23 protein-coding genes and 1 pseudogene are annotated in these 23,332 nt (G+C 63.4%); 13 read left to right on the top strand and 11 right to left on the bottom strand.

Translation table 11 applies throughout. The features are described 5' to 3' along the window. Positions 1-269 precede the first annotated feature (269 nt). Together IG171_RS14085 and IG171_RS14080 are read left to right on the top strand one after the other, a co-directional pair. Complete coding sequence (locus tag IG171_RS14085; protein ID WP_212128018.1) at positions 270-1,580, top strand: ISL3 family transposase; 1,311 nt, start codon at positions 270-272, stop codon at positions 1,578-1,580. Next, positions 1,543-3,219, top strand: a complete 1,677-nt coding sequence (locus tag IG171_RS14080) for a hypothetical protein (RefSeq protein WP_249204351.1) — start codon at positions 1,543-1,545, stop codon at positions 3,217-3,219. The genes IG171_RS14085 and IG171_RS14080 overlap by 38 nt, the downstream gene beginning before the upstream one ends. A 63-nt stretch (positions 3,220-3,282) precedes the next feature. Here IG171_RS14080 and IG171_RS14075 read toward each other — a convergent pair whose 3' ends face one another. The 5 genes from IG171_RS14075 to IG171_RS14055 all read right to left on the bottom strand — a co-directional run bounded on the left by IG171_RS14075 (position 3,283) and on the right by IG171_RS14055 (position 7,624). Continuing rightward, complete coding sequence (locus tag IG171_RS14075; protein WP_212128017.1) at positions 3,283-4,392, bottom strand: FAD-dependent oxidoreductase; 1,110 nt, start codon at positions 4,390-4,392, stop codon at positions 3,283-3,285. Positions 4,393-4,472: 80 nt separating this feature from the next. After that, positions 4,473-5,300, bottom strand: coding sequence for a DUF3500 domain-containing protein (locus IG171_RS14070; protein ID WP_249203708.1), 828 nt, complete (start codon positions 5,298-5,300; stop codon positions 4,473-4,475). A 47-nt stretch (positions 5,301-5,347) separates the two neighbouring features. Beyond that, on the bottom strand, positions 5,348-5,917 hold the full coding sequence (locus IG171_RS14065) for a hypothetical protein (RefSeq protein WP_212128015.1): 570 nt from the start codon (positions 5,915-5,917) through the stop codon (positions 5,348-5,350). A gap of 39 nt (positions 5,918-5,956) precedes the next feature. Beyond that, positions 5,957-7,191 (bottom strand): IS3 family transposase gene (locus IG171_RS14060; protein ID WP_212128014.1). Its coding sequence is split into 2 segments (ribosomal slippage): positions 5,957-6,909 and positions 6,909-7,191, totalling 1,236 coding nucleotides; the frame shifts between segments, so codons are not numbered across the junction. Positions 7,192-7,225: 34 nt separating this feature from the next. Further along, positions 7,226-7,624 (bottom strand): acylglycerol kinase family protein, encoded by a 399-nt coding sequence (locus IG171_RS14055; RefSeq protein WP_212128013.1) that lies wholly within the window; start codon positions 7,622-7,624, stop codon positions 7,226-7,228. A 158-nt stretch (positions 7,625-7,782) separates the two neighbouring features. Between IG171_RS14055 and IG171_RS14050 the strand changes: the two genes are divergently transcribed. Continuing rightward, positions 7,783-8,262 (top strand): hypothetical protein, encoded by a 480-nt coding sequence (locus tag IG171_RS14050; RefSeq protein ID WP_212128012.1) that lies wholly within the window; start codon positions 7,783-7,785, stop codon positions 8,260-8,262. A gap of 637 nt (positions 8,263-8,899) precedes the next feature. Here IG171_RS14050 and IG171_RS14045 read toward each other — a convergent pair. Continuing rightward, positions 8,900-9,331 carry an HSP20 family small heat-shock protein gene (locus tag IG171_RS14045; protein ID WP_212131699.1) on the bottom strand — a complete coding sequence of 144 codons (432 nt, stop codon included), beginning with the start codon at positions 9,329-9,331 and terminating at the stop codon, positions 8,900-8,902. 136 nt (positions 9,332-9,467) lie between these two features. Here IG171_RS14045 and IG171_RS14040 point away from each other — a divergent pair, with 136 nt between their 5' ends. Both IG171_RS14040 and IG171_RS14035 read left to right on the top strand, forming a co-directional pair. Further along, entirely contained in the window at positions 9,468-9,749 is a 282-nt protein-coding gene (locus IG171_RS14040) for a MerR family transcriptional regulator (protein ID WP_212128011.1), read from the top strand. After that, a complete protein-coding gene (locus IG171_RS14035; RefSeq protein ID WP_212128010.1) occupies positions 9,746-9,940 on the top strand; it encodes a hypothetical protein in 195 nt (64 codons plus the stop codon). The genes IG171_RS14040 and IG171_RS14035 overlap by 4 nt, the downstream gene beginning before the upstream one ends. 134 nt (positions 9,941-10,074) lie before the next feature. Here the strand turns inward: IG171_RS14035 and IG171_RS19110 are convergent, their stop codons facing one another. Further along, positions 10,075-10,521: a hypothetical protein gene (locus IG171_RS19110; RefSeq protein WP_349252156.1), complete on the bottom strand. Its 447-nt coding sequence runs from the start codon at positions 10,519-10,521 to the stop codon at positions 10,075-10,077. 45 nt (positions 10,522-10,566) lie between these two features. Then, positions 10,567-11,621 (bottom strand): annotated as a pseudogene (locus IG171_RS14030) (AMP-binding protein); the annotation flags it as partial. A 148-nt stretch (positions 11,622-11,769) separates the two neighbouring features. On the opposite strand from IG171_RS14030, the gene IG171_RS14025 reads away from it, so the two are divergent. Beyond that, entirely contained in the window at positions 11,770-12,576 is an 807-nt protein-coding gene (locus tag IG171_RS14025; protein ID WP_212128009.1) for an SDR family oxidoreductase, read from the top strand. 23 nt (positions 12,577-12,599) lie between these two features. Here IG171_RS14025 and IG171_RS14020 read toward each other — a convergent pair whose 3' ends face one another. Both IG171_RS14020 and IG171_RS14015 read right to left on the bottom strand, forming a co-directional pair. Then, positions 12,600-13,928 (bottom strand): MFS transporter, encoded by a 1,329-nt coding sequence (locus IG171_RS14020; protein ID WP_249203707.1) that lies wholly within the window; start codon positions 13,926-13,928, stop codon positions 12,600-12,602. A 110-nt stretch (positions 13,929-14,038) separates the two neighbouring features. Beyond that, on the bottom strand, positions 14,039-14,998 hold the full coding sequence (locus IG171_RS14015) for a phosphotriesterase (protein ID WP_212128007.1): 960 nt from the start codon (positions 14,996-14,998) through the stop codon (positions 14,039-14,041). A 178-nt stretch (positions 14,999-15,176) separates the two neighbouring features. Between IG171_RS14015 and IG171_RS14010 the strand changes: the two genes are divergently transcribed. From IG171_RS14010 to IG171_RS13980, 7 genes are all read left to right on the top strand, one after another. Beyond that, positions 15,177-15,656, top strand: a complete 480-nt coding sequence (locus IG171_RS14010; RefSeq protein ID WP_212128006.1) for a MaoC family dehydratase — start codon at positions 15,177-15,179, stop codon at positions 15,654-15,656. A gap of 71 nt (positions 15,657-15,727) precedes the next feature. Continuing rightward, positions 15,728-16,504 (top strand): SDR family oxidoreductase, encoded by a 777-nt coding sequence (locus IG171_RS14005; protein WP_249203706.1) that lies wholly within the window; start codon positions 15,728-15,730, stop codon positions 16,502-16,504. Between the two features lie 129 nt (positions 16,505-16,633). After that, positions 16,634-17,641 (top strand): NADPH:quinone oxidoreductase family protein, encoded by a 1,008-nt coding sequence (locus IG171_RS14000; RefSeq protein WP_212128004.1) that lies wholly within the window; start codon positions 16,634-16,636, stop codon positions 17,639-17,641. 35 nt (positions 17,642-17,676) lie between these two features. After that, the gene (locus IG171_RS13995) at positions 17,677-18,900 is read left to right on the top strand and encodes an acyl-CoA dehydrogenase family protein (protein WP_139469845.1); all 1,224 of its coding nucleotides are present in this window, start codon (positions 17,677-17,679) and stop codon (positions 18,898-18,900) included. Further along, positions 18,897-19,919, top strand: coding sequence for a phosphotransferase family protein (locus IG171_RS13990; protein WP_212128003.1), 1,023 nt, complete (start codon positions 18,897-18,899; stop codon positions 19,917-19,919). The genes IG171_RS13995 and IG171_RS13990 overlap by 4 nt, the downstream gene beginning before the upstream one ends. A gap of 51 nt (positions 19,920-19,970) precedes the next feature. Further along, a complete protein-coding gene (locus tag IG171_RS13985) occupies positions 19,971-20,657 on the top strand; it encodes a TetR/AcrR family transcriptional regulator (RefSeq protein WP_212128002.1) in 687 nt (228 codons plus the stop codon). Positions 20,658-20,749: 92 nt separating this feature from the next. Then, on the top strand, positions 20,750-21,703 hold the full coding sequence (locus IG171_RS13980; RefSeq protein ID WP_212128001.1) for an alpha/beta hydrolase: 954 nt from the start codon (positions 20,750-20,752) through the stop codon (positions 21,701-21,703). A 162-nt stretch (positions 21,704-21,865) separates the two neighbouring features. Here the strand turns inward: IG171_RS13980 and IG171_RS13975 are convergent, their stop codons facing one another. Further along, the gene (locus tag IG171_RS13975) at positions 21,866-23,239 is read right to left on the bottom strand and encodes a cation:dicarboxylase symporter family transporter (RefSeq protein WP_212128000.1); all 1,374 of its coding nucleotides are present in this window, start codon (positions 23,237-23,239) and stop codon (positions 21,866-21,868) included. Positions 23,240-23,332: the final 93 nt, after the last annotated feature.

The raw sequence follows: 23,332 nt of genomic DNA, 5'->3' as shown, positions 1-23,332 counted from the left end.
AATGGTATGCAAATACAGATATTCCTCTCGACGACCGGTCGTCGTCTGCATTGAATACTGCCTGGCGCCGCGTCAGCGGCCCTAAGACACCCGGAAAGCTTGTCGCCCAATGTACGTTCGGGTTCTGGCGTGGATTGCTCGACAAAGGGGCTCTTCGTAAAAGAGAGTGTAGATCGGTGATTCCAGGACACGGCGCGTCGCTGCGCGGATAGACGTCGAGGTCTTCCGATGATGGAAGTTCTCACACAGTCCATCCGAAAGACCTCGACGTGGCCAAGCCTACTTTCTCAACCCCTGACCTCACGACATTCTGCCGACTCGACACCCTCGATCTGACCTGCACCGGCCAAAACATCACCGGGCAAAAGGCCATCCTGGAATGCCGGCCAAACACGGCAGATGACTGGTGCCGACGGTGCGGCGGCCACGGGATCATTCGCGACACCGTCGTCCGCCAGCTGGCCCACGAACCTTTCGGCCACCGACCAACCACGCTTCACATTCGCCTCCGCCGTTACAAATGCGTCGAGTGTGGCCGCGTCTGGCGTCAAGACACCACAGCTGCGGCGCCACCACGAGCGAAGATCTCGCGAACCGGCCTCGACTGGGCGTTGCGTGCCCTCGTGATCGATCACGACACCGTGTCCGTCATCGCTGCGAAACTCGCCGTGTCCTGGCACACCGCGAACTCCGCCGTCCTCGCTGAAGGTAAGCGGTTGTTGATCAACGACCCGACCCGTTTCGACGGGGTCAGCGTCATTGGTGTCGACGAGCATGTATGGCGGCACACCCGGCGTGGTGACAAGTACGTCACCGTCATCATCGACCTCACCCCGATCAGCGAGGGAACAGGCTCGGCACGTCTGCTCGACATGGTGGCTGGCCGTTCGAAGCAGGTGTTCAAACAATGGTTGAAAGACCGACCGAAAGAATGGCGTGAGGGCATCGACGTCGTCGCGATGGACGGATTCTCCGGCTTCAAAACAGCCTCAGCTGAGGAGCTGCCCGACGCTGTGGAAGTCATGGACCCCTTCCACGTCGTCAAACTCGCCGGTGATGCCCTCGACGAGGTACGTCGCCGAGTTCAGCAGGAGACAACCGGCCATCGCGGACGAGCAAAGGACCCGTTGTACCGGGCAAGAAGAACTCTTCACACGGGCAGCAGCTTACTCACGACCAAGCAGCAGGAAAGAATCGCGAACCTCTTCGCTGACCCGAACTTCACCGAAGTCGAAGTCACCTGGGCTGTCTACCAAGACATTGTCAGCGCCTACCGAACCGCGGACTGCAAAGAGGGCAAGAGACTCTTGCAAACGGTCATCGACGCCCTGACAACGAATCTGCCACCCGAACTTGTCGAGCTCAAACGGTTAGGACGAACGTTGAAGCGTCGAGCTGCTGATGTGCTCGCATTCTTCACCCGACCGGGAACGTCGAACGGTCCCACTGAAGCGATCAACGGCAGACTCGAGCATCTACGCGGGTCCGCGCTGGGATTCCGCAACCTCACGCATTACATCGCGAGGTGTCTGCTCGAGTCCGGTGGCTTCAGACCGGTTCTACACTCTCAATTACGATGAGCCAGTTATCGGAGTGAACCTCAGAAGGAGCATCCAGGGTGGCGTGGTGGCGCTCGCCCTCGTTCTGTCCGGGTGCTCGTGGTTCGATTCGGGCGATTCGTCGTCCTCGAGCCAGTCCCCAGAACCGAGCCCTACTCCGACTGAATTCGAGCAGTCGTTTGCCGGCGCGATCTCCGGAGACGATGCGGTGGTGACTGCGTCCACCGACAAAACGGGTCCGGGCCTCACGGCAGACAATGTTGGGATCTCGTTCGAAGCCACCGACCTTGCCGATCCTCGACTCGATCCGGCGCAGTCCAACCTCGACGAGCAGTTGAAGTCCCTCGGATCGCCGGCGCTGCGGTTCGGTGGCAATGCTCTCGACCGGAGGACGTTCTGGACGTCCAAGGGTGAGAAGTCGAAGCACGGTGAGAAGGTCACCGTCACACCTGATGACCTCAAACGGCTGAAGAAGCTCGTCGACGTCACCGGTTCGTCCGTCACCATCGGCATTCCTCTGGGCACCTACGATCCGAAACGCGGAGCGGACATGGCCGCGCATGCGGTCGACATCCTCGGCGATTCTCTTGTCGGTCTGGCGATCGGCAATGAGCCGAACGGGTACACCGTGGACGATGTTCCCGGGGGAGCCGTCCGGGATGACGGCTGGAACGAAGACAAATACGTCAAGCAGCTTGAGACGTATGCGAAGGCCATTCATGCGAAACGCCCCGATGCGCCGATCATCGGCCCCGATGTCTACGACGGCGCGTGGATGACTGCCTTCCTGGATTCCGGTGTCAATCACAAGACCGCGCTCGCGCAGCATTGGTATCAGCTCTACGAATGCGATTCGACTCAGGTCCCGGGACGCGGGCCGCAGGCGGCGAACCTCATCGACCCTTTGGCGAAGGAGGCGGCGAAGAAGAACCTCGGCATCGGGAAATCGAAGGCTGACGCTGCGGATTTGCCGCTGTGGCTCGAAGAGACCGGGCCGACGAGCTGCCCAGGCACGAATGACACCTCGCTGACGAACGCCTCGGCGTTGTGGGCTGCCGACTACACGATGTATGCGGCGACACTCGGGGTCGAGCGGATGGCCATGCATTCGATGCTCGGGGCGTGCAATGGGGGAGCGCCGATGTCGCTCATCTGCGATCCGGCCGATCACGGGGACCGGTCGAATGAGTTTCAGGTGAGGCCGAACATGCTCGGGCTCAGGTTGCTGGTGCCGAGTGTCGGTGGTCATTTCACGCGGACTTCAGTTTCCGGCGGCGGGAATATGAGCGCCTACACCGTGGTCAAGAACGACGGTCGCACGCTGGTGACGACGGTGATCAATGCGAACGACGCGACTTCGGTGGGTGGGAATCCCGTGACGCTGTCGATGCCGTCGGGGTTCAGTGTTTCGTCGGCGTCGCAGGTGTACGGGGAGTCGAACGATGTGAAGAGTGCTACGCAGGTTGTGCCGGCGAACCCGCTGCCGGCTGATGTGCCGTTCAGCGGGGACGGGGCTTCGGGGGCATCGGCGAGCGCGTCGGCTGGGGCGGGTGCCACCAGCTCGTCGGCTACTCCGAGCGGCGGGATGGGCGACGACGGAAAGCTGCGGATCGACCTGGCTGGGAGCTCCGTGACGGTCTTTATTATGCGCAAGGGGTGAGGTGGGCCGATCGGACCGCTTTTCTCCGCGCACGCCCCATAGCCGGCCGTGCTGAAGACTCCTTCACATGGGCGTGGCTGTGGGAAACGCCGTCAGCTCCGGTGCGGGGTTTCCGAGGATGCTGCGGGCGACGGCATCGCCCAGCAGCGGCCCGAGCGTCAGCCCGCCCGCGCCGTAGCCCGTCATCGTCCATAAGCCTGATCTGTCCGGCACTTCTCCGGCGATCGGCAGGTTGTCGTCACCCATAGGGCGAATGCCCACTCGGGTCTCGATGACTGTGGCATCGGCCAGTCCGGGCGCCAAATCCAGCGCGTCCCGGAGGACCTGCAATTGTCCCGCGGCGGTGACGCGGGGATCGTAGCCGCTCCCGGTCTCGCGGGTTGCGCCGACCGCGATCCTGCCTCCATCGAACGGGGTCATGTAGTTGGGTGTGAAGGGGTGGACCGTTGGCCATTGTGAGGTGTTCACTCCACGAAGGTTGAGATGGGTGATCTGTCCACGCTGCGGGCTCACTGCGCAGCTCACACCGAGGGGAAGCAGCAGTTCTGGAGTTCTCGCCCCTGCTGCCACGACGACAGAGTCAACGTCGATCGGACCGCGCATCGTCTGCACTCGCCATCCGGTGTCGCCGAGGGGATTGATCGCGATCACTGCGTCCTCGCAGTGCTCGGCCCCTAGAAGGACTGCGGCACTCAACGTCGCATTCCGGAGAACGCGGCCGTCGACCCGTCCGCCGCCGGAGACGTACAAACCCGTCAGTTCGGTGGACAGGGCGGGAAACAGTTCGTTGACCTGTGTGCTGTCTACGCGCTCCAGCGTTCCTGCGACGGAACCGGACTCAGCAATGCGCTGGGCTACCCGGTCTTCGACGGCGTCGAGTTCTGTATCGTCTCGCGAGACCATCAGGGCGCCGGAGCGCCTGTATCCCAGTTCGGGAATCCCTAGGTCATGGAGCCTTGCGAGGAACTCCGGGTAGTAGTTGCCTCCAGCTGAGTACGCTTCATAGAAGGCACCGCTCGACGAAGATACCCAGGGAGCGATGATCCCGGCGCTGGCAGCTGTCGCCTGACCTGATGCGGCATCGTCGATCAGGGTGACCGTCGCGCCCCGGCGCGCCAGACCGTAAGCGGTGGTGACACCAGCGATTCCTCCGCCGATGACGGCGATCTTCATCGTATTCATTGTTGGCGATACTCCTTTCGGTCCGGGCCCTGGAGCCAGCTTACGATCCCGACTACACCCTCAGATTGTGCTCATCGGGTGTTGCTTTCGACTCGACCGTCAGTTCGACGCTGCCACTGGCGGACCCAGGCACGGCCGTAGTCATTGCCGTTGGGCACGCGCATGAGCGTATGCACATGGAAACGCTGGGGGACGTCGTAGTCGAGAAACACTCCGCAGTGGTGGTCGAGTTCGATGATGAGTACTGGTGACTGGAATCGGTAGTAGAACACATCTCCCGGCTCGGTCCCGCCGATCCAACTGAAGTACGACTCGTCCAGGTGATTCGTCACTTCGCGCACCTTCGCGCGTCGCGGCCCCTCGGGCAGAATTTTGAGGAAGGTCGCGACGAGGTCGACGACCGCTTCCTGTGCCCGCGCATCCAGCGTGGCCACCTGCACCCCCTCGTAGGGGATGACCCGATTGTCCTGAAACGCCCCGGCCAGATGGCGCTCATCGCCGGGATGGATTCGCCCTTCGGGCATCGCAGGATCGACGATCTCGTCGTAGATGACCGCCTCGGCGCGCTGACTCTCGCTCATGCACGCGATGAGGTCGGTGCCGGCGTCGACGCGATCGTCGAAGGATCGCAGGCCCGCGTGCGGCCCCGCGTCGATTTCGTTTGGCTCAGCGCCGTGAAACACCGGGGCTATCGTCATTCGGCCCTCGACGACGAGGCAGTTGACGGCGCAATGATGTCCATAGAGCTGCCATCCCCACGGAGCCCTGAGATCCGGAGTGCCGTAGACGGCGAAGTTGTATGAGAACTCGCCGAGGATGTTCTCCAGACCCACGACCTCGCCGAGGAATCCGTTGATGAGCATCTTCGAGTGGGTGAGTTCGAAGCCCTCCTTGCTCAAACTCGCCCGGACGAGGTCCAACGCGGTGCCCTGTAGTCTCTGCCGGACTAGCGCACTCGCAGCGCCGCGGGCTTGATCGTCACATCGATCCGGTTAGTTTCACCGACTTCGTCACCGTCAACCTCGACGATGCGCGGCTGCTCAAGCTCAATCGTCAATGAAGAAATCCGCTGATGTACCGCGCTCTCACTGCTCTGCGCAGACTCGTCCTTCGCCATCATCTTCCGCAGACCGTTATCCCACACCATGTTCTTCATCGTGTCGAGCCAACCGGCGACACCCTCTGCCTTGAGGATAAGGACATCCAGTTCACCATCGGTGGGATCGGCATCGGGAAGGAGAGTGATACCACCCTGCAACGTGCCGCAATTGCCGACGATGAGCGTATGCGCCGACTCGTGCCCGATCGGTTCACCTCCGCGTGACAGGTTGATCTCCATGACATCGCTGGCAGAGACGGCACGCCCAAGCGACTCAACATAGGCCAGCCATCCTGCCTTGTCCTTAAGGTCATCGTTGGTCTCTGTGATCATGTGGGCATCTATTCCGAACCCGGCCATGACGACGAAAGGCTCACGATTCATGCCCTGGGGAAGGGTGACCTCCACCCAGCCCATGTCTGGGGCTCCCCGCAAGTCGTGGACACGTGAACCACGTCACGCAGCCTGCGTCGACGCTTCCTCCTGAACCCGACCAGCACTCTGCTCGGCCCAGAACTTCTCCTCGAACTCCACCGGCGGAACCATCCCCAACGCCGAATGCAACCTCCGCCGGTTATAGACCACCTCGATCCAACGAGCGACTTCCCGCATTGCCTCGGCCCGGGTCTGCCAGACTCGCCGCTCGAAGAACTCCGTTTTCAACGACGACCAGAACGACTCCGACATCGCGTTATCCCAACACACTCCAGTCCGGCCCACCGACTGCGTCAAACCCAACTCGACAGACGCCTGATGCAACTGCGACGACGTGTACTGCGCTCCTTTGTCGGCATGAAAAATGACGTCAGCTGGAACCAGCTCTCGCAACGTATGAGCCATCCTCAACGCCCGTTCCACGAGGTCAGAATCCTGCCTGGCATCCATCGCCCAACCAAGCACTCGACGTGAGCACCCATCGCGGATCACACATAAGTACACGAACCCCTCCCAGGTGCGCAGATACGTAATATCGCTGATCCACACAGCATCCAACTCACCTCGGTCCCAGACCCGTTTCACGAGGTCCGGAATGTGATGAGTCGCCACCCCCGGCAGAGTCGTCACCGGTTTGAACCGGCGCGGGCTGATGCCTTCAAGGCCCTGCCTGCGCAACGAGGCCGCGACCGTCTTCTCGTCCACGCTCACGCCTTGTCGAGCCAGTTGCGCTGCCACCCGTGGTGCCCCGTAGACGCCATCAGAGTCCGCGTGGATCTCTGCGACGTGCCCATCCAGGCTCCGTTGCGCTCTGGCACGTTTCGATGGTCCGGTCTGCCGACGCTTCTTCCATGCGTAGTACCCAGATTTCGTCACCTCGAGGAGCCTGGCCATCCGGCGAATCGCGTAGTGAGCCTTCTCCGAATCCATCAGTTCGAATTTCTCTTGTTTCGAGGCTTCGACGCGAAGAAGGCGGCTGCTTTTCCCAAAAACTCGTTGTCCTGTTTCAGATCGAAGTTCTCCCGCCTCAACCGTGCCAGTTCAGCCCGTTCGCCCTCGTTCAACGGGCCCGTGGGCTCACCGTCGCCGCGGCGTCGGTGCTTCTCGGCTTTGACCCAGGTGCCCAGGGTCTGTTCACCGACTCCGATTTCCTTGGCCACCGCGGCGATGGACCTGCCGGTGTCGATGACGAGATTCGCCGCCTCGATCCGATACTCCGGGGTGTAAGAGCGCCGCTGGCGCTTCTGATCTGACATATTGAACATCCTTCCAGCAGGACTGCGAATCCCGCTAACTTGGGTGTCCACTATTCGAGGGTAGCCTCATGTCGATTTCGCGTGCTGTGCCGTTGAAGGCGCGATCCATTGCCTCGCCCAAGCTGTTGAGCGGAACGTCGAGATTGCGGGCTAGGAGGTTCCCGGTCCCCAGCGGAACGATGCCGAGCTCGGCAGAGGAGCCGATCTCCGCGAGGTGACCAGCGATCGCACGGACTGTCCCGTCCCCTCCTGCCGCGATGATCACTTGAGCACCGGCATCGAGCGCGGCCTGCGTCGCTGATTTGCCGGGATCGTCTTCCTCAGTTTCGTGCCACGTGATATCGACGCCAGTCTGTGTCGGGAGCGCGGCCTCAAGGTCTGCCTTCTCGGTCTTGGACGGATTCCACACAATGCCGACATGATTGGCATTCATTTCGGGACCTCACTTAGACGATGCTGCGGGTGGTGTTGCTTGGGCATCGGCTTCAGCCGTCGGCCTGTTCACAGGCTAGCGCAGTCGTGACCACGTCAGGCAGGCAGCCCGCTCTGATCCAGCCCAACCTCCAGCTACTTCCAAGGATGGAGGGCGCCATGATCACCTCCAGCGACCCGACCGGCCGTCTCGTCCGCCCGGCTCGGGGCGGACGGACTTCGATCACAGACGCTCACCAGGCTGACGGCTCTGCGACGGGATGCTCACCAACTGGCATTGCCGACGCACAGGCATTGGAGCCGAGAGCCTTTTCGGTATATAACACTGACATCAATCACGACGCCGTTGGACCGAAGCTAGGTGATGAGAAGTTGCGTTGGGAACAGACAGCGATAGAGACCGCGAAACAGGTTCATCCCGATCCCGAGTTTGATGTCCTGGGACACTCCTATTCGCTTTCGGCGTTGCGCGAGCACAAACGGGAAGCATTCGTCGATGGTGCACGATGGCAACGAAGCAGACTCGGAAGCGATGAGAGCGTCGAACGCGTCCGGGCGTACCTCCGCGACACTGTCGGCATAGACGTCGACGAAAATACTCCCCGTGAACTGGTCAAGGCGTTGCTTAAGGAGTCCTGAGGCGGTCAAGCGACACAGGCCGCTGGCCGACCGAGGATCGATAGCGGGATGATATCGCTTTGCCGATCAGTGCTCGAGCGTGCCAGGGCCAGACAATCAACAGTTTCTCCAAGAAGCTGACGAACACGGTCTCCTCATCTCTCATCTCAACCGAACATGGTCTGGCCCCGGGGGATGCCCCGGGGCCAGAAGGGGAAGCCGTGGACGGGCCCGCATCATTTCGTCGTCATTGTGACGTCACTGCCGCGCATCTTGCGTCGAGCACACTGGTAGAAAGACTTGCGGACGCGACCACACGGCTGCATAGCTCAACCTGGGTGCGGAAACGTCTCACCTCCTTTCATCGAAGATGTCAGCGCCGTTGAGCCGGGGAGGTGAACGCTGACAAGCGAGGACTCGGTGAGCGATAACCTGGCCTGCTGAGAGGCGGGGCGACCGGAACAGCAGCCACGGTGCGGAGTGCCTGAAGACCCGGCACCCGCAATGACTCACGACCTGCGGTCCATCACCTGTGTGGTGACTCGTGTCGAGGTCCCGCAGTTCGCGGTGGCTGAGGATGATCGTCCAGAACGCAGCATCGATACCCAGCTGGACGTCTGGTGCACACGTCTGCATGGGAACACCCCACCAGTTGTGGTCAGGCGCTGATGGCTGCCGGTTCAGCAGAGCCTGAGTTGATGGCGATCTTGCGGGGTTTCGCTGATTCCGCGACCGGGATGCTGAGTGTGAGCACACCGGCGTCGTAGTTCGCCGTGATGTTGCTGGTGTCGAGGTTGTCGCCGAGGACGAGCTGACGGCTGAAGGTCCCGCGGGGTCGCTCTGCCGCGACTGAAGACTCCCCGTGGTCGGGGCCGGGCCGTTCAGCTTTGACGGTGACGACGTTGTTCTCGACGTCGAGGTCGATGTTGTCAGGATCAATTCCTGGCAGGTCGAGTTCGACGCGGAAAGTATCGCCGTCGCGCCAGGCGTCCATCGGCATCATCACGGGGCGAGCCGTTGTCCCGGTGACTCCGAAGATTTCTCTGCTCAGGCGCTCGACTTCGCGGAATGGGTCAGTGCGCATCATGATCATTGGTGAAACCTCCTTTGCTGGATAGTGAATTCGTGCAGATGATATGATCTACATCATCTGATAGACATATGATGTAGTCGATCAGAGTGCGAATGTCAACCCTGTTTCAGGGGGAATTTTGGGAGATGGGGAGATGGTGACTTCAGAGTCTGGTGGGCGCTTGTTCTCGATTTCGCATGTTGCGGAGTTGACCGGTGTCGGGGTGCAGTCATTGCGGCAGTACGAGGCTCGCGGCCTCGTGACGCCTATGCGCAGTGAGGGCGGGACGCGGCGGTTCAGTCGCGAGGATATTGCTCGTCTGCGGCGTGTGCGGGAGCTGGTTGACGCGGGCGCGAATCTCGCCAGCATCGGAATCATTCTCGATCTGCAGGATGAGAACACCTCGCTTCGGTACGAATTGAGGAGGATGCAATGATGGCAGACAGTGTCCTCCCCGGCGTCGAAGTGCCCGGGCCGGATTGGAACGAACAACTCGTCGAGGCCGCAACGCATATCGACGACGGTTACGAAGAGGCTGAGCCTCACTGGGGAACAATCCGCGAGGCGGATGCGGGCGATGTTGCCGATCAATCCATCGTTGTCGAGGTTGATGATGAAGACGGGTGAGAAGCCGCGCTGATCTGATGGCGGCCTATCGGGCTATAGGGGGAAGTTGCTGTGCTTCTTCCATCGGCCTTGCCGGCGTTCGAATGCGAACCGTTCCGCCCGCAACCGCCTGCCGACGATGATGCCCGCCTGTCTCAGCGTGCCTCGGTGCTCGGGGTGAACATGCGCACGATCTCGCGTTTGAGGATCTTGCCGCTGGGTCCTTTGGGCAGCTCGTCGAGGAACTCGATGATCCGCGGGATCTTATAGGCGGCGAGATTCTCCCGGCAGAACCGCTCGACCTCATCTGCGCCGAGGTCGGAACCTGGAGTGCGGGCGATGACAGCGGTGACCTGCTGACCATACTTCTCATCCGGAGTGCCTACGACGCTGACCTGATCGACCTCGGGGATCTCATAGATGACCTCTTCGATCTCGCGCGGGTAGACGTTGTATCCGCCATGGATGATGAGGTCCTTGATGCGGTCGACGATGAAGAGATACCCGTCCTCATCCACCCGACCGAGGTCGCCCGTGCGGAACCAGCCCTCGGCATCGAGGACCTCGGCGGTGGCTTCGGGTTTCTTCCAGTAGCCGGCCATGACTGCGGGCCCACGCAGCAGCACCTCACCCACCTCATCGGCAGGCAGCTCTTCGCCGCTGGCGGGGTCGACGGTCTTGACCTCGAATCCGGGCACCGCCGGGCCGACGCTCGTGGGCTTCCTTGTCCCATGCAGCGGATTGAACGTGCCCAGTCCGGACGTCTCCGTGAGTCCGTAGCCCTCCGCCAGCGGCGCCGTGAAGCGATCTTCGACCCGACGGACCACCTCGGCGGCGATCGAGGCGCCACCCGAGCTGATGATGCGCAGGTCCGGTGCGTCGCCCTCGGGGGCCTTCGCCAGCACCGACATCCACATCGTCGGAACGCCGGAGACGATGGTCGTCTCATCCTCGGCGAGCGAATCGATGAAGGCCTGCGGATCCCAGCGGGGGAAAGGGTCACCGGCGCACCGGCACTCATCGCCGGCAGGGTGACGGCCGCCAGAGCGAACACGTGGAAGAGCGGCAGGCCGGTCGCGGACCGGTCGGCGGGCGTGGCCTCGATCATCTCCCGGACGATATCGCTCGCCGAAACGAGATTGCCCAAGGTCAGCATCGTCCCCTTCGGCTTGCCCGTCGTGCCCGAGGTGTAGAGGAGCGCGGCGACGTCGTCCCACGCGAGACCGGCACGATCGACGGTGACATCGGACTCAGCACCCACCTCGGCGCGGGGGCCCTCATCGCTGACGACGGGCAGGGTGCGGAACTCGACGTCATGCTGTGCGGCCGCAGCCTTCCCCGCCTCGGCCGAGGCTGGATGCGCCACGAGTACGCGGGCTTCGGAATCGGTGAGGATGTAGTCGAGCTCCCTGACCGTCGAGAGCGGATTGACGGCGACGACCACCAGCCCGGCAGCGTGCGCGCCGAAGAACTCGATGAGGAATTCCGGACAGCTGGGCGCAATGAGCACGATCCGATCGCCGGGGTGGACATCCGCAGTGAGGTAGCGGTCACGGGCGGCACCGATTTCGCCAAGGAGGCGCACCTTCGACAGCGTCACCCGATCTGGTCCCGGCGGCGTGGCCGCTGCGACAGACTCCGGGTCCTTCTCCGCCCAAGGGGTGAGCAGATCAATGATCGATGTGCGCGACTTCGTGGTCATGAAGCTCCTTCGGATCACGACGTGGACGGGCCCGCGCGGGGCTCGACAGCAATATGTGGATGCTGAAATACTTGAACTTGAGTACAGGTTCAACTATAGGTCGGCCGCGTTTCGGACACAACGGGGTGCGCCGGAGAGGAAGAGGACTATGGAGATCGAGGGACGCACTGCCGTCGTCACCGGGGCCGCATCAGGAATCGGGGCGGCACTGGCCAGGGCCCTGCATGAGCGTGGGGCCCGGGTGCTGCTTGCCGACCTCGCCGAGGCGGTCACGGACACCGCGGCGCAACTGGGCCAGCCGCACTGGACCGGGGACGTCTCCACGGCGGCCGGGGTCGACGATCTGCTGGCCGCTGCGGGCCGCGAACTCGGCGATATCGATCTCTACTTCGCCAATGCCGGGATCGCTGGGGCTTCCGGAATCGGCGGCGAAGACGACTGGGACCGCATCCTCGACGTCAACCTGCGGGCTCACATCCGCGCCGCCGAACGGCTCGTACCCCGGTGGCAGACCCGCGGGGAAGGATATTTCGTGGCCACCGCCTCGGCGGCGGGACTGCTCACACAGATCGGCCAGGCCGGCTACTCGGTGACCAAGCACGCCGCGCTCGCGTTCGCCGAATGGCTGTCGGTGACCTACGGCGACGAGGGAGTGGGCGTATCCGTACTGGCCCCGATGGGAGTGAACACGAAGATCCTGTGGGGCGAGGACCCCGACTCCCTGACCGCAGAGGAACTCGCCGCCCAGCGGGCCGTGTCCGAAGCCGGCAACGTCCACGAGCCGGCGGACGTCGCCGAGGCTGTCATGGCCGCGGTCGAAGCCGAGACCTTCCTCATTCTGCCCCACCCCGAGGTCCTCGACATGTACCGGATGAAGGGCTCCGACTACGACCGGTGGATCCGCGGGATGCGCCGCTACCAGGCAAAGCTGCGTAGCAGCAGCGCTGCGAGCTGAGCCGACTACGCGGGCCGGGCCGACTATGCCGGCTGGACCGCGACGGTCTCCGTGCGCAGGTGTTCACCCGGGACAGCTGTCTGTGACTGCCTGACGGACTTCGGGTTCGTCTCCTTCAGCGCCAGCGTTGACACGACGGTGATCAGGGCCATCGCACACACGAACAGCGTGATCCCCAGCGTTGATCCGTCCATCTTCGCGATCAGCCACGTCATGACGATGGGCGTCGAGCCCGACACGACGATCGCGCTGAGCTGATAGGCCAGAGAGACCGCGGAGAAGCGGATCTGCGGGGCGAACAATTCGCCGAAGTACGCGGCGATCGGGGCGTAGATGAGTGACTGGAACACGCTGGCCACGCTGATCGAGACCGCGAAGAGGACGATGTCCGTCGTATTGATCAGGGCGAAATAGGGGAACGCCCACGCCAGCAGGCCGACGCCACCGATGATGATGACCGGACGGCGACCGATCAGGTCGGCGAGCCTGCCGCCGATGAGGATGGTGGCGATGCCGAACACGCAGGAGAGCATGGCGGCGATGAGCATCTGCCCGTAGTCCATACCCAGGTAGCTTGTGCCGTAGGACAGGGCTCCGGCGATCGTGATGTAGAAGACGCAGTTCGTTCCCGACAGTGTGCCCGCGGCCAGCAGTATCGTCTTCCAGTGCGATCTGATGGCCTGCCACAGCGGTGCCTGCACGACCTTCGGCTTGGCCGCAGACACCTCGTTCTCGAGCTGTCTGAACTCGGGGGAGTCCTCGACTCTGAGCTGGATGTACATGACGATCGGCACCAGCAGCGCCGTGGTCCAGAACGGGATCCGCCAGCCCCACGATACGAAGGCCGCCTCATCGACCGCGGACGAGACGATGACGAAGGCCAGATTGCCGAGCAGGGCTCCAGTGGGAACGCCGACCTGCATGAACGAGCCCGAGAATGCTCGGTGCTTGGGCCCGGCGGACTCGCTGAGCAGCAGCGCCAGCCCGCCCCACTGGGCGCCGCAGGCGATGCCCTGGATGAATCGGCACGTGACGAGCAGGACCGGGGCCATGAGGCCGATGCTCCCGGCCGAGGGCAGGCAGCCGATGAGGAAGGTGAAGACAGCCATGCCCAGCAGGGCGATGACCACCATGGGCTTGCGGCCGATCTTGTCTCCGAAGTTGCCGGCGACGAGCCCGCCGACCGGCCGCGCGATGAAACCGGTGGCGAAGGTCGAGAACGCCAGGAGCGTGCCGGTGACTCCGCTCGTATCAGGGAAGAAGACCTGCGGGAAGACCAGTGCGGCCGCTGTGCCGTAGAGGAAGAAGTCGTACCATTCGATCGAGGAGCCGACGAGGCCGGCAGTTCTCAATCCAGCGTGTTTGTCCGGTTTCACCTGCGGATTGATGGTTTGTGCGTGGACTGACACGGGATTCCCTTCATCGTCGAAAATGGTCCCTCAGTGCATATGGTCGATCGGTATTACTCGAAGTAACGGCGCGGGTTGTTCACCAGCATCGTGTCGATATCGTCTTCGGTCACGCCCTTGTCCAGCAGCATCGGAATGACGTCGTCGCTGATGTGGCGGAAGTGCCAGTTTGGTTGGATCTGCGCCTTCTCTTCCTGAGTGAAGTAGTCGATGTAGCACGCTGCATCGTGGGCTAAGGTGATGCGGTCGGCATAGCCGCGACGGACGAGTTCGACGATGGTGTCTACGCGCGGTTCGGTCGGCAGATAGGCGTCGATGCCGAACCGGTCCATGCCCAGGAACGATCCGTTCTCGGCGATCTGGGACAGGTAGTCGAGGTCTGTCGAGTCGCCCGAGTGGCCGATGATGACCTTCCCCAGATCCGCGCCCTCTTCCTTGAGCACTCGCTGCGTGACCAGGCCGGAGCCTGTGCGTGGATTGGTGTGGACGGTGATGGGGGCGCCGGTCTGAGCGCTCGCCTGACCGACCGCCCGCATCGTGCGCTCGACGCCCTCGGTGAGCCCGGGGGATTCGATGGCGCATTTGAGGAAGGCGGCCTTGACTCCGGTGTCGGCGATGCCCTCCTCGAGGTCGCGGACGAACAGTGTCACGAGCGGTTCCGGTTCGTCGACGAGGAGACCCGGGCCGCGATGCTCGAACTGGTGGGGGAGGTCGGTGAATGTGTAGAGGCCGGTGGCTGCGACGATGTTGAGGTCGGTCTGCTCGGCCACTCTCTGGACCCGGGGGATGTAGCGACCGAGACCCACGACCGTCGGGTCGAAGATCGTATCGATCCCCGCGGCTTTGAGGTCATTGAGCTTGGCGACGGCATCGGCGATCTTCTCTTCGTCGTCCCAGGCCGTGTCGTAATTCTGCCGCATCTCCTCGCTGAGGACGAAGATGTGCTCGTGGACGAGGGTTCGGCCGAGTTCGCTGCTGTCGATGGTGCCGGTGACGGTCTGGACTTCTGCCATGGGTGCCGCTCCTTTGCGTAGACGTCCCTGCCGTGAGGCTTGTTTCTGTGCCGCCTTGAAGTGACCCAGCGCACACGGCTAGTCTCAGACTAGTGAATCTGAACTCAATTTCAAATACGATGATGATTCGGGTTTCACGGACCGCGCGTGACCCGTCGCACCCACCGAAAGGCAGACAATGACGACTCCCATCAGGCCCACGACCATCGCCGACCTTGAATCGCTCGTCGGTGAGGAACTCGGTCCGACCAGCTGGCACACGCTGATCCAGGACGACATCAACTCATTCGCCGACCTGACGAACGACCACCAGTGGATCCACGTCGACGAGGAACGTGCTGCCGCTGGTCCCTTCGGCGGCACGATCGGTCATGGACTGTTCACCCTGTCGCTGGGGCCGGGGTTCATGGAGGAGCTCATGGCGTTCGACGGATTCGCGCACAGTCTCAACTACGGCTACGGCAAGGTGCGATTCCCGCAGCCTCGACCAGTGGGTTCAAAGGTGCGCATGCGGGCGACGGTCTCAGCCGTCGATGCGCGCGGCACCGGGTCCGCACAGGTGACCACCACTCAGATCTTCGAAGCCGAGGGGATCGAGAAGCCGATCTGCGTCGCCGAGTCGATCGGCTATTTCACCGAACACAACGCAGACATCTGAGCCACTGACATCCGGCTCTTCTATGCCGGACAGACCGTGCAGTCATACCGAACAAGGGAGTTTCCATGGACATGTCGACACTGTTTTCGCTGAAAGGGCGCAGTGCGCTGATCACCGGCGGCTCGCGCGGAATCGGCCGGATGATCGCCGAGGGATTCGTGCAGTCGGGCGTGCGCGTCTACATCACCGCCCGCAAGGCCGAGGCCTGTGACGGGACTGCGGCCGAACTGTCCGAACAGGGAACCTGCGTGTCTCTGCCCGGAGACATTTCGACGAAGGAGGGACTTGCCTCGGTGGTGGCCCGGCTCCGTGAGCACGAGACGAGTCTGGACATCCTCGTCAACAACGCCGGTGCCGCCTGGGGCGCGCCGTTCGACGAGTTCCCGGAGGACGGGTGGGACAAGGTCATGGACCTCAACCTCAAGGCGATGTTCTTCCTCACACAGGCACTCGCGCCCGACCTGCGGGCCGCCGCGACCTCGGGGAGCCACCTCGCCAAGGTCATCAACGTCGCCTCCATCGACGGCATCCGACCCAATCCGCTTGAGACCTACAGCTACCACGCGTCCAAGGCCGGGGTGATCCACCTGACCAAACGCTTGGCCTCCCGGCTGGCCCCGGACGGAGTGATCGTCAGCGGCATCGCTCCCGGGGCCTTCGGCACGAAGATGAACAAGGACGCTCGCGACCACGGCGACGAGGTTAAGACGAAGATCCCGGCAGGACGAATCGGCACCAGTGAGGACATGGCCGGAGTCGCGGCCTACCTCGCCTCCCGGGCCGGCGACTACGTCGTGGGAGAGACGATCGCCGTCGACGGCGGTGTCGTCGCCTCGTCTCGTCTCTGACGTCCTCGACGACGACCCATTCGGCCGCCCCGCTGACGGCTTCACTGCCCCGCCCAGATCCGCTCCCGATCGACCGCCCTGACAGCATCACCCACGTGGCGAACCCAAACGAAAGGACCCCCGACCATCATGAGAGCAATGCAGCTGAGAGCCACCGACGGCCCCGGCTCCCTCGAACTGCGCGACGTCGAGACTCCGACACCCGGGCCTGGCGAGGTCCTCATCGACGTCGCCTATGCCGGCGTGACCTTCCCCGAACTGCTCCAATCTCGCGGGCAGTACCAGATGCAGCCGCCGCTGCCCTACACAGTGGGGTCGGAAGTCTCCGGAGCCGTGCGTGAGCTGGGCGAAGGCGTCACCGGTCTCAGCGTCGGCGACCGCGTCGTCGGGGTGGCGAATACGGGGGCCTACGCGGAGTCCATCGTCGTCCCGGCCGCCAGCGTCCTCCCGCTTCCGGAGTCCGTATCGCTGACCGCAGGAGCAGGAATGCCGATGAACCTCCTGACCGCGGACTTCGCGCTGCGCGTGCGCGGGAGACTCGAACCGGGTCAGACGGTCCTCGTCCACGGCGCCGCAGGCGGACTCGGCAGCGCCCTCGTCCAGGTCGCCCGCGCCTACGGCGGAGAAGTCGTGGGCGTGGTCTCGACCGAGGAGAAGGCGGAGACGGTGCGCAGCCTCGGCGCTTCTCATGTGGTCTTGGCCGAACGGTTCAAAGACACGGTCAAGGACCTGCTCCCTGGCGGTGTCGACCTCGTCGCCGACCCGGTCGGCGGTGATCGGTTCACCGATTCCCTGCGCACACTGAAGACCTTCGGCACTCTTCTGGTCCTCGGATTCACCGCAGGATCCATCCCCGAAGTCAAGGTCAACCGTCTGCTGTTGAACAACATCTCCGTGGCCGGAGTGGGGTGGGGCGCGGCACTGGCCGGACGACCGGAGATGGTCGCCACCCAGTGGGACACGCTGTGGCCGCATCTGAGTTCAGCGGCACTCGATCCCGTCATTCACAGCGTGCTCCCGTTGGAAAGGGCGAAGGAGGCCCTCGAGCTCATCGACTCCCGATCCGTGCGCGGCAAGGTCGTCCTCGAAGTCAGAGGAGAGACCGGCGGCGCCGGTGCCCATGATCACCAGACCTGACACCGCATACACCCCTCACCGAGAAAGCAGGAACAATGGACTTCGCACCAGATGAGACGACCCGCGACTACCAATCCAGACTCAACGCCTTCATGGACGACTTCGTCTACCCCGCGGAACCGGTCTACCACCGGCAACGGGCAGAGGCCGGGGATCCGAACTTCCACCCGCCCGTCCTCGAAGACCTCAAGCGGGAGGCTCGATCCCAAGGACTGTGGAACCTGTTTCTGCCGTACGACGAATGGGGAGCAGGACTGACGAACCTTCAGTACGCGCATCTTGCCGAAATCACGGGACGCAGTGCGGAGATCGCCCCCGAGGCCATCAACTGCAACGCACCCGATACCGGGAATATGGAGGTCCTTGCGCTCTTCGGGACCGACGAGCACAAGGAGAAGTGGCTCAAACCGCTGCTCGACGGTGAGATCGCCTCGGCGTTCTGCATGACCGAACCGGCGGTGGCGAGCTCCGATGCGACGAACATCGAGATGAGCATCGTTCCCGACGGGGACGACTATGTGCTCAACGGGCGGAAATGGTTCGCCTCGAACGCCCTGCATGCCAATTGCCAGGTCTTCATCGTCATGGGCAAGACCGACCCGAACGCCGAGACCCACCGGCAGCAGTCGATGCTCGTCGTCCCCAAAGACACCCCCGGCATCACCGTGGTCCGGGGACTGCCGGTGTTCGGCTACCTCGACCGGGAAGGCCACGCAGAGATCATCTTCGACGATGTGCGAGTGCCGAAGACTGCGCTGCTCTCCGGCGAGGGTGACGGATTCGCCATCAGCCAGGCCCGGCTGGGACCGGGCCGCATCCACCACTGCATGCGCTCGATCGGAATGGCTGAACGCGCCCTCGACCTTCTGATCGACCGTGCCCAGGAACGAGTCACCTTCGGTCAGCCGCTGGCAGACCGGGCGAACATCCAGGATTGGATCGCCGAGGCACGCGTCGAGATCGAAGCCACCCGCCTCCTCGTGCTCAAGGCTGCGTGGATGATGGACACCGTCGGCAACAAGGAAGCGGCCACGGAGATCGCGGCCATCAAGGTCAAGGCCCCGAACATGGCGCTGACGATCATCGACCGGGCGATCCAGGTCCACGGCGGCGGAGGAGTCACCGACGATTTTCCGTTGGCCAGCTTCTACGCCCATCAGCGCACACTGCGATTGGCCGATGGTCCCGACGAGGTGCACAAACGGTCGATCGCGCGGCGTGAACTGCGACGGAGGAAGAACGCACGGGAGTCCCGATGAGCGTCGAACTCGACCTGCCGAGCCTGGCGAGATGGATACGGGACGCCGGCGAGCCGGTGACCGGTTCGCTCCGCGGGACCCGTGTGGGGCAGGGGCAGTCGAACCTCACCTACCGCATCGACGACGAGGCGGGCCGGACGTGGATCGCCCGTCGACCCCCGCTGGGACATCTCCTTGCCTCGGCTCATGACGTCGCCCGGGAGCACCGGATCATCGCTGCCCTGCAGTCGACCGGAGTGCCGGTTCCCGCCACCATCGGTGTCTGTGAGGACCCTGCAGTCGCCGATGTCCCGGTCGTCATCATGGAACACGTCGAGGGAACCGTCATCGACGATGAGGAGGCCGCCCGACAGATCGCCCCTGAGACCCGCAGACGTCTTGGCCTCGAACTCGCTCGGACCCTGGCGAAGATCCACGCCGTCGACATCGACGCTGTCGGCTTGGGTGACCTGGCGTTTCGGAAACCCTACGCGCCGAGGCAGCTGAAGAGGTGGAGCCGCCAACTCGAGGAGAGCCGGACCCAGGACCGCCCCGATCTCGACGCTCTCACCTCGGTGCTGACCGAGCACCTGCCCGAGCCCGATGAGATCACCCTGGTCCATGGTGACTTCCACATCCGCAATGTCATCATCGACAGTGCCACCGGTGACATCCGAGCGGTTCTCGATTGGGAACTGGCGACTCTGGGTGACCCGCTGGCCGATGTGGGCAGCTCCTTGGCGTACTGGACTCAGGCCGGCGAGGTGCCTGTTGGCGCCCCGACCGCAGTGGACGGATACCCGACCCGCGCCGAGATCGCTGCCGAATACCTGGCTGTCTCGGGTCGCAGCAGGCGAACGCTCGGCTTCTGGCACACGCTGGGGCTGTGGAAGATCGCGATCATCGCCGAAGGCGTCCGTCGTCGCGTCGCGGACAACCCCGCGAACGCCGCTGCCCACGGCGTACCCGCGGCCGGCGACGTTCAGGCGATCATCGATCGGGGATGGGCTGTTGCGCGGGAGAGCGGGCTGACATCATGAGGCACACTCACCGAGTTCGCGCCGAAGAAATGGATTGTAGGATTGGCTGTCATGTCGACGACCGAAGGCTCAGCTGAGGATCTCCCCACGCTCGTGGATACCGCGCTCCTGCGCGATCCCCCGACGACCACGAGGGGAACCCGCACTCGGGCGGCTCTGGTCGCCGCCGCCCGAGTCGTGTTCGAACGTGATGGCTTCATCGATTCTCGGCTGACCGACATCACCAAAGAGGCCAAGTGCTCCACGGGCACGTTTTACACCTACTTCGACAGCAAGGAGCAGGCTTTCGCTGCTGTGCTCAATGACGCTCAGGAGGACATGCTCCACCCGGGCCCGCCGCACAGCAGCGACGAAGAGCGCACCGTCATCGAGCAGCTCCAAGCCGGACATCGGGCCTATGTCGAGTCGTATAAGCGCAATGCGAAGCTGATGTTCCTGCTCGAACAGGTTGCCGCGATCGACGCGAACTTCCGTCGCCTGCGCCTCGACCGGGCGAGGGCCTTCGCCGAACGCAATTGCCGGTGGATCCAAAAGCTCCAGGACGAAGGCTACGTGGACCCGAGCCTCGACCCCCTCATGTCCGCCCGGGCGCTGTCAGCGATGGTCGGGCGGATGGCGTACTTCAAATATGCGGTCGAGGAACCAGGGTGGGGCAGTGACGATCTGATCGTGGAGACCGCGACGAAACTGTGGATCAACGCACTGGGCATTCCCACCGACGGTTCACGTCGCAAATAGCAGTCTCCGGGCCGCCGGGGGCTCAGCATTGACCTGTGTCCAATGACCGGAACCGAGAATCAATGGATCTCAATCAACTAGGAGGCTGACCCGTGACGGCATCAACGACTTCCCAGCCCTTTAGCGGTGCCCCGTTCGACAACGCATCGGTGGCCGAGCGCCTGGCGGAGCTGCCGGCAACCGCCGACGCCGAGGCGCTGACGGTGTCCACCGACCAAGGGGAGTTCGCCGCTTTCCGGGCGACGCCGACGCACCCGGGCCCCGACCTCGGCGAGGCGATCCTTCTGCGTGGGTGGCCGGAATACGCTTCCTGCTGGGAGAGGACTGCTGGCCTGCTCCTCGCACAGGGGATGAGGGTGTTCGCCTATGACCAACGAGGATATTCGCCGGGAGTGCGCCCGGAATCGGTGGGGGAGTACGCAATTGCGCACCTGGTCGCCGACCTTGACGAAGTCTCCCGCGCGGCGGGGCTCGAACGATTCCACCTCGTCGGTCATGATTGGGGCGGACTGGTCGCTTGGCCTTTTGCCGCGAACCACCCGCAGCGCCTGCACACCTGCACCATCGTGTCGACTCCACATCCCAGAGCACTGGGCAAACAGCTGAAGACGGACGATGACCAGTACGAACGCATGGGCTATATGCGGTCGATCCAAGACCACCCGGAAGGAGTGGCCCGAACGTTGCTGCGCGATGACGGGAAGAGACTGGTCGATCTCTACGGCGGAGCCGTCCCCGACGACCTCGCAGCCTCCTATGTTGCTCGATTCAGTGAGCCAGGGGCCTTTCTGTCCGTGATCAAGTACTACCAAGCGATGGACGGCAGCGATCGGACGCCGAGCACTCCCATCACGGTGCCCACGAGCTTCATCTGGGGCAGCGAGGATATTGCCTTTTCCCGCGCAACCGCAGAGCTCAGCGCTCGCTACGTCGAGGGTCCTTATCGTTTCGTCCCGCTTGAAGGGGCCTCCCACTGGCTGCCGGAATCGCATCCGGAGGACATTGCGGCCACGGTGATCGAAATGGCTCGAGAATCTGCCGATTGACTGCGTTTCGTGGCCGAAGTGGACCTGGAGATGGCGTCCCGACTGCACAGCTGTCCCGACGACACAGGCGCCTCGGCGAGGGGAGACGAAACACCACGGGTGCCGGCATCCTCACGATGAGGACGACGGCACCCGTGGTGGTGTTTCGGGGCTGTCCGAAGGTCAGCTGACGGCGACCTTCTCCTTTTCGCCTTCGTCGCGAGCAGCCGGGGCTGACGACTCGGTCGACGCACCGTGCACGTCAGACTCGAGCGAGAGCTCATCGAACGGGTTGTCACCCGACAGGGTGGCGCGGGCGACGTCGAGGTCGATCTCGCCGGTCCACTTGCCGATGAGCAGGGTGGCCACGGCGTTGCCGGTGAAGTTCGTCAGCGCACGGGCCTCGGACATGAATTTGTCGATGCCGACGATGACGCCCATTCCGTCGAGCAGCTCGGGACGGTGCGACTGCAGGCCGGCGGCCAGCGTGGCAAGGCCCGCACCGGTGACTCCGGCTGCGCCCTTCGAGGCGATGATCATGAACACGAGCAGCGAGATCTGCTCGGGAATCGACATCGGCATGCCCATGGCCGAGGACACGAACAGCGAGGCCATAGTCAGGTAGATGGCCGTGCCGTCGAGGTTGAACGAGTAGCCGGTGGGTACGGTGATGCCGACGACCGGCTTCGAGACTCCAGCATGCTCCATCTTCGCGATCAGACGCGGCAGAGCCGACTCCGACGACGAGGTGGAGAAGATGAGCAGGAACTCACGGGCCAGGTACTTCAGCAGCAGGAAGATGTTCAGCCCGGTGACGACCTTGAGGATTCCGCCGAGGACGATGACGATGAACAGGGCGCAGGTGAGGTAGAAGGCGCCCATGAGGATCGCCATCGAGCGGATCGCGGCCCAGCCGGTGTCGCCGACGACGGCGGCGATGGCACCGAAGGCGCCGACCGGGGCGGCCCACATGATCATCATCATGAGCTTGAAGACCACGGCCTGGATGTGGCGGATGCCGTTGACGACCGGTTCGCCGGCCTTGCCCATCGACTGCAGCGCGAACCCGACGAGGAGGGCGAGCACGAGGGTCGGCAGGACCGGGATGTCGCCGGGGATGAGGCTCATGAGGAAGTCGACGGTGGCGTTGGATTCGCCGCCTCCGGACTCCTGATAGGGCGAGAGCTGCAGTCCCGTGCCCGGATGGATGAGGTTGCCGACGACGAGCCCGATGACCAGGGCGAAGGTCGCCATGACGAGGAAGTAGATGAGTGCCATACCGCCGACCTTGCCGACGGTGGCCGCCCTCGCCACGGACCCGACGCCGAGGACGATGGTGCAGAAGATCACCGGTGCGATGATCATCTTGATGAGCGCGACGAAGGCCGTGCCCAGGGGTTTGAGGGCGATGCCCGCCTCGGGGGCGATGAGCCCGATGGCGGCGCCGGCGAAGACCGCGACGATGACCATGATGTAGAGCCAGTGCGTGCGATCCTTCTTCCGCGCCGGTGCATCGTGGGCGGGTGCTTCTGTTTGATTGTGTGGCGACGTTGCCATCGTTCCTCCATGTGATGCTCTGTCCGCGACCGGGGCCCTTCGATGGGCTCCGATCACGCGCGGCGCTGGGCCGCGGGGGTGATGTACCCGACA

It is taken from the genome of Brevibacterium sp. SMBL_HHYL_HB1, assembly GCF_018208375.1.
GTDB lineage: Bacteria > Actinomycetota > Actinomycetes > Actinomycetales > Brevibacteriaceae > Brevibacterium > Brevibacterium intestinavium.
Note: the sequence above shows the minus strand (reverse complement) of the source record. Positions and strands in the feature narration are given on the sequence as shown.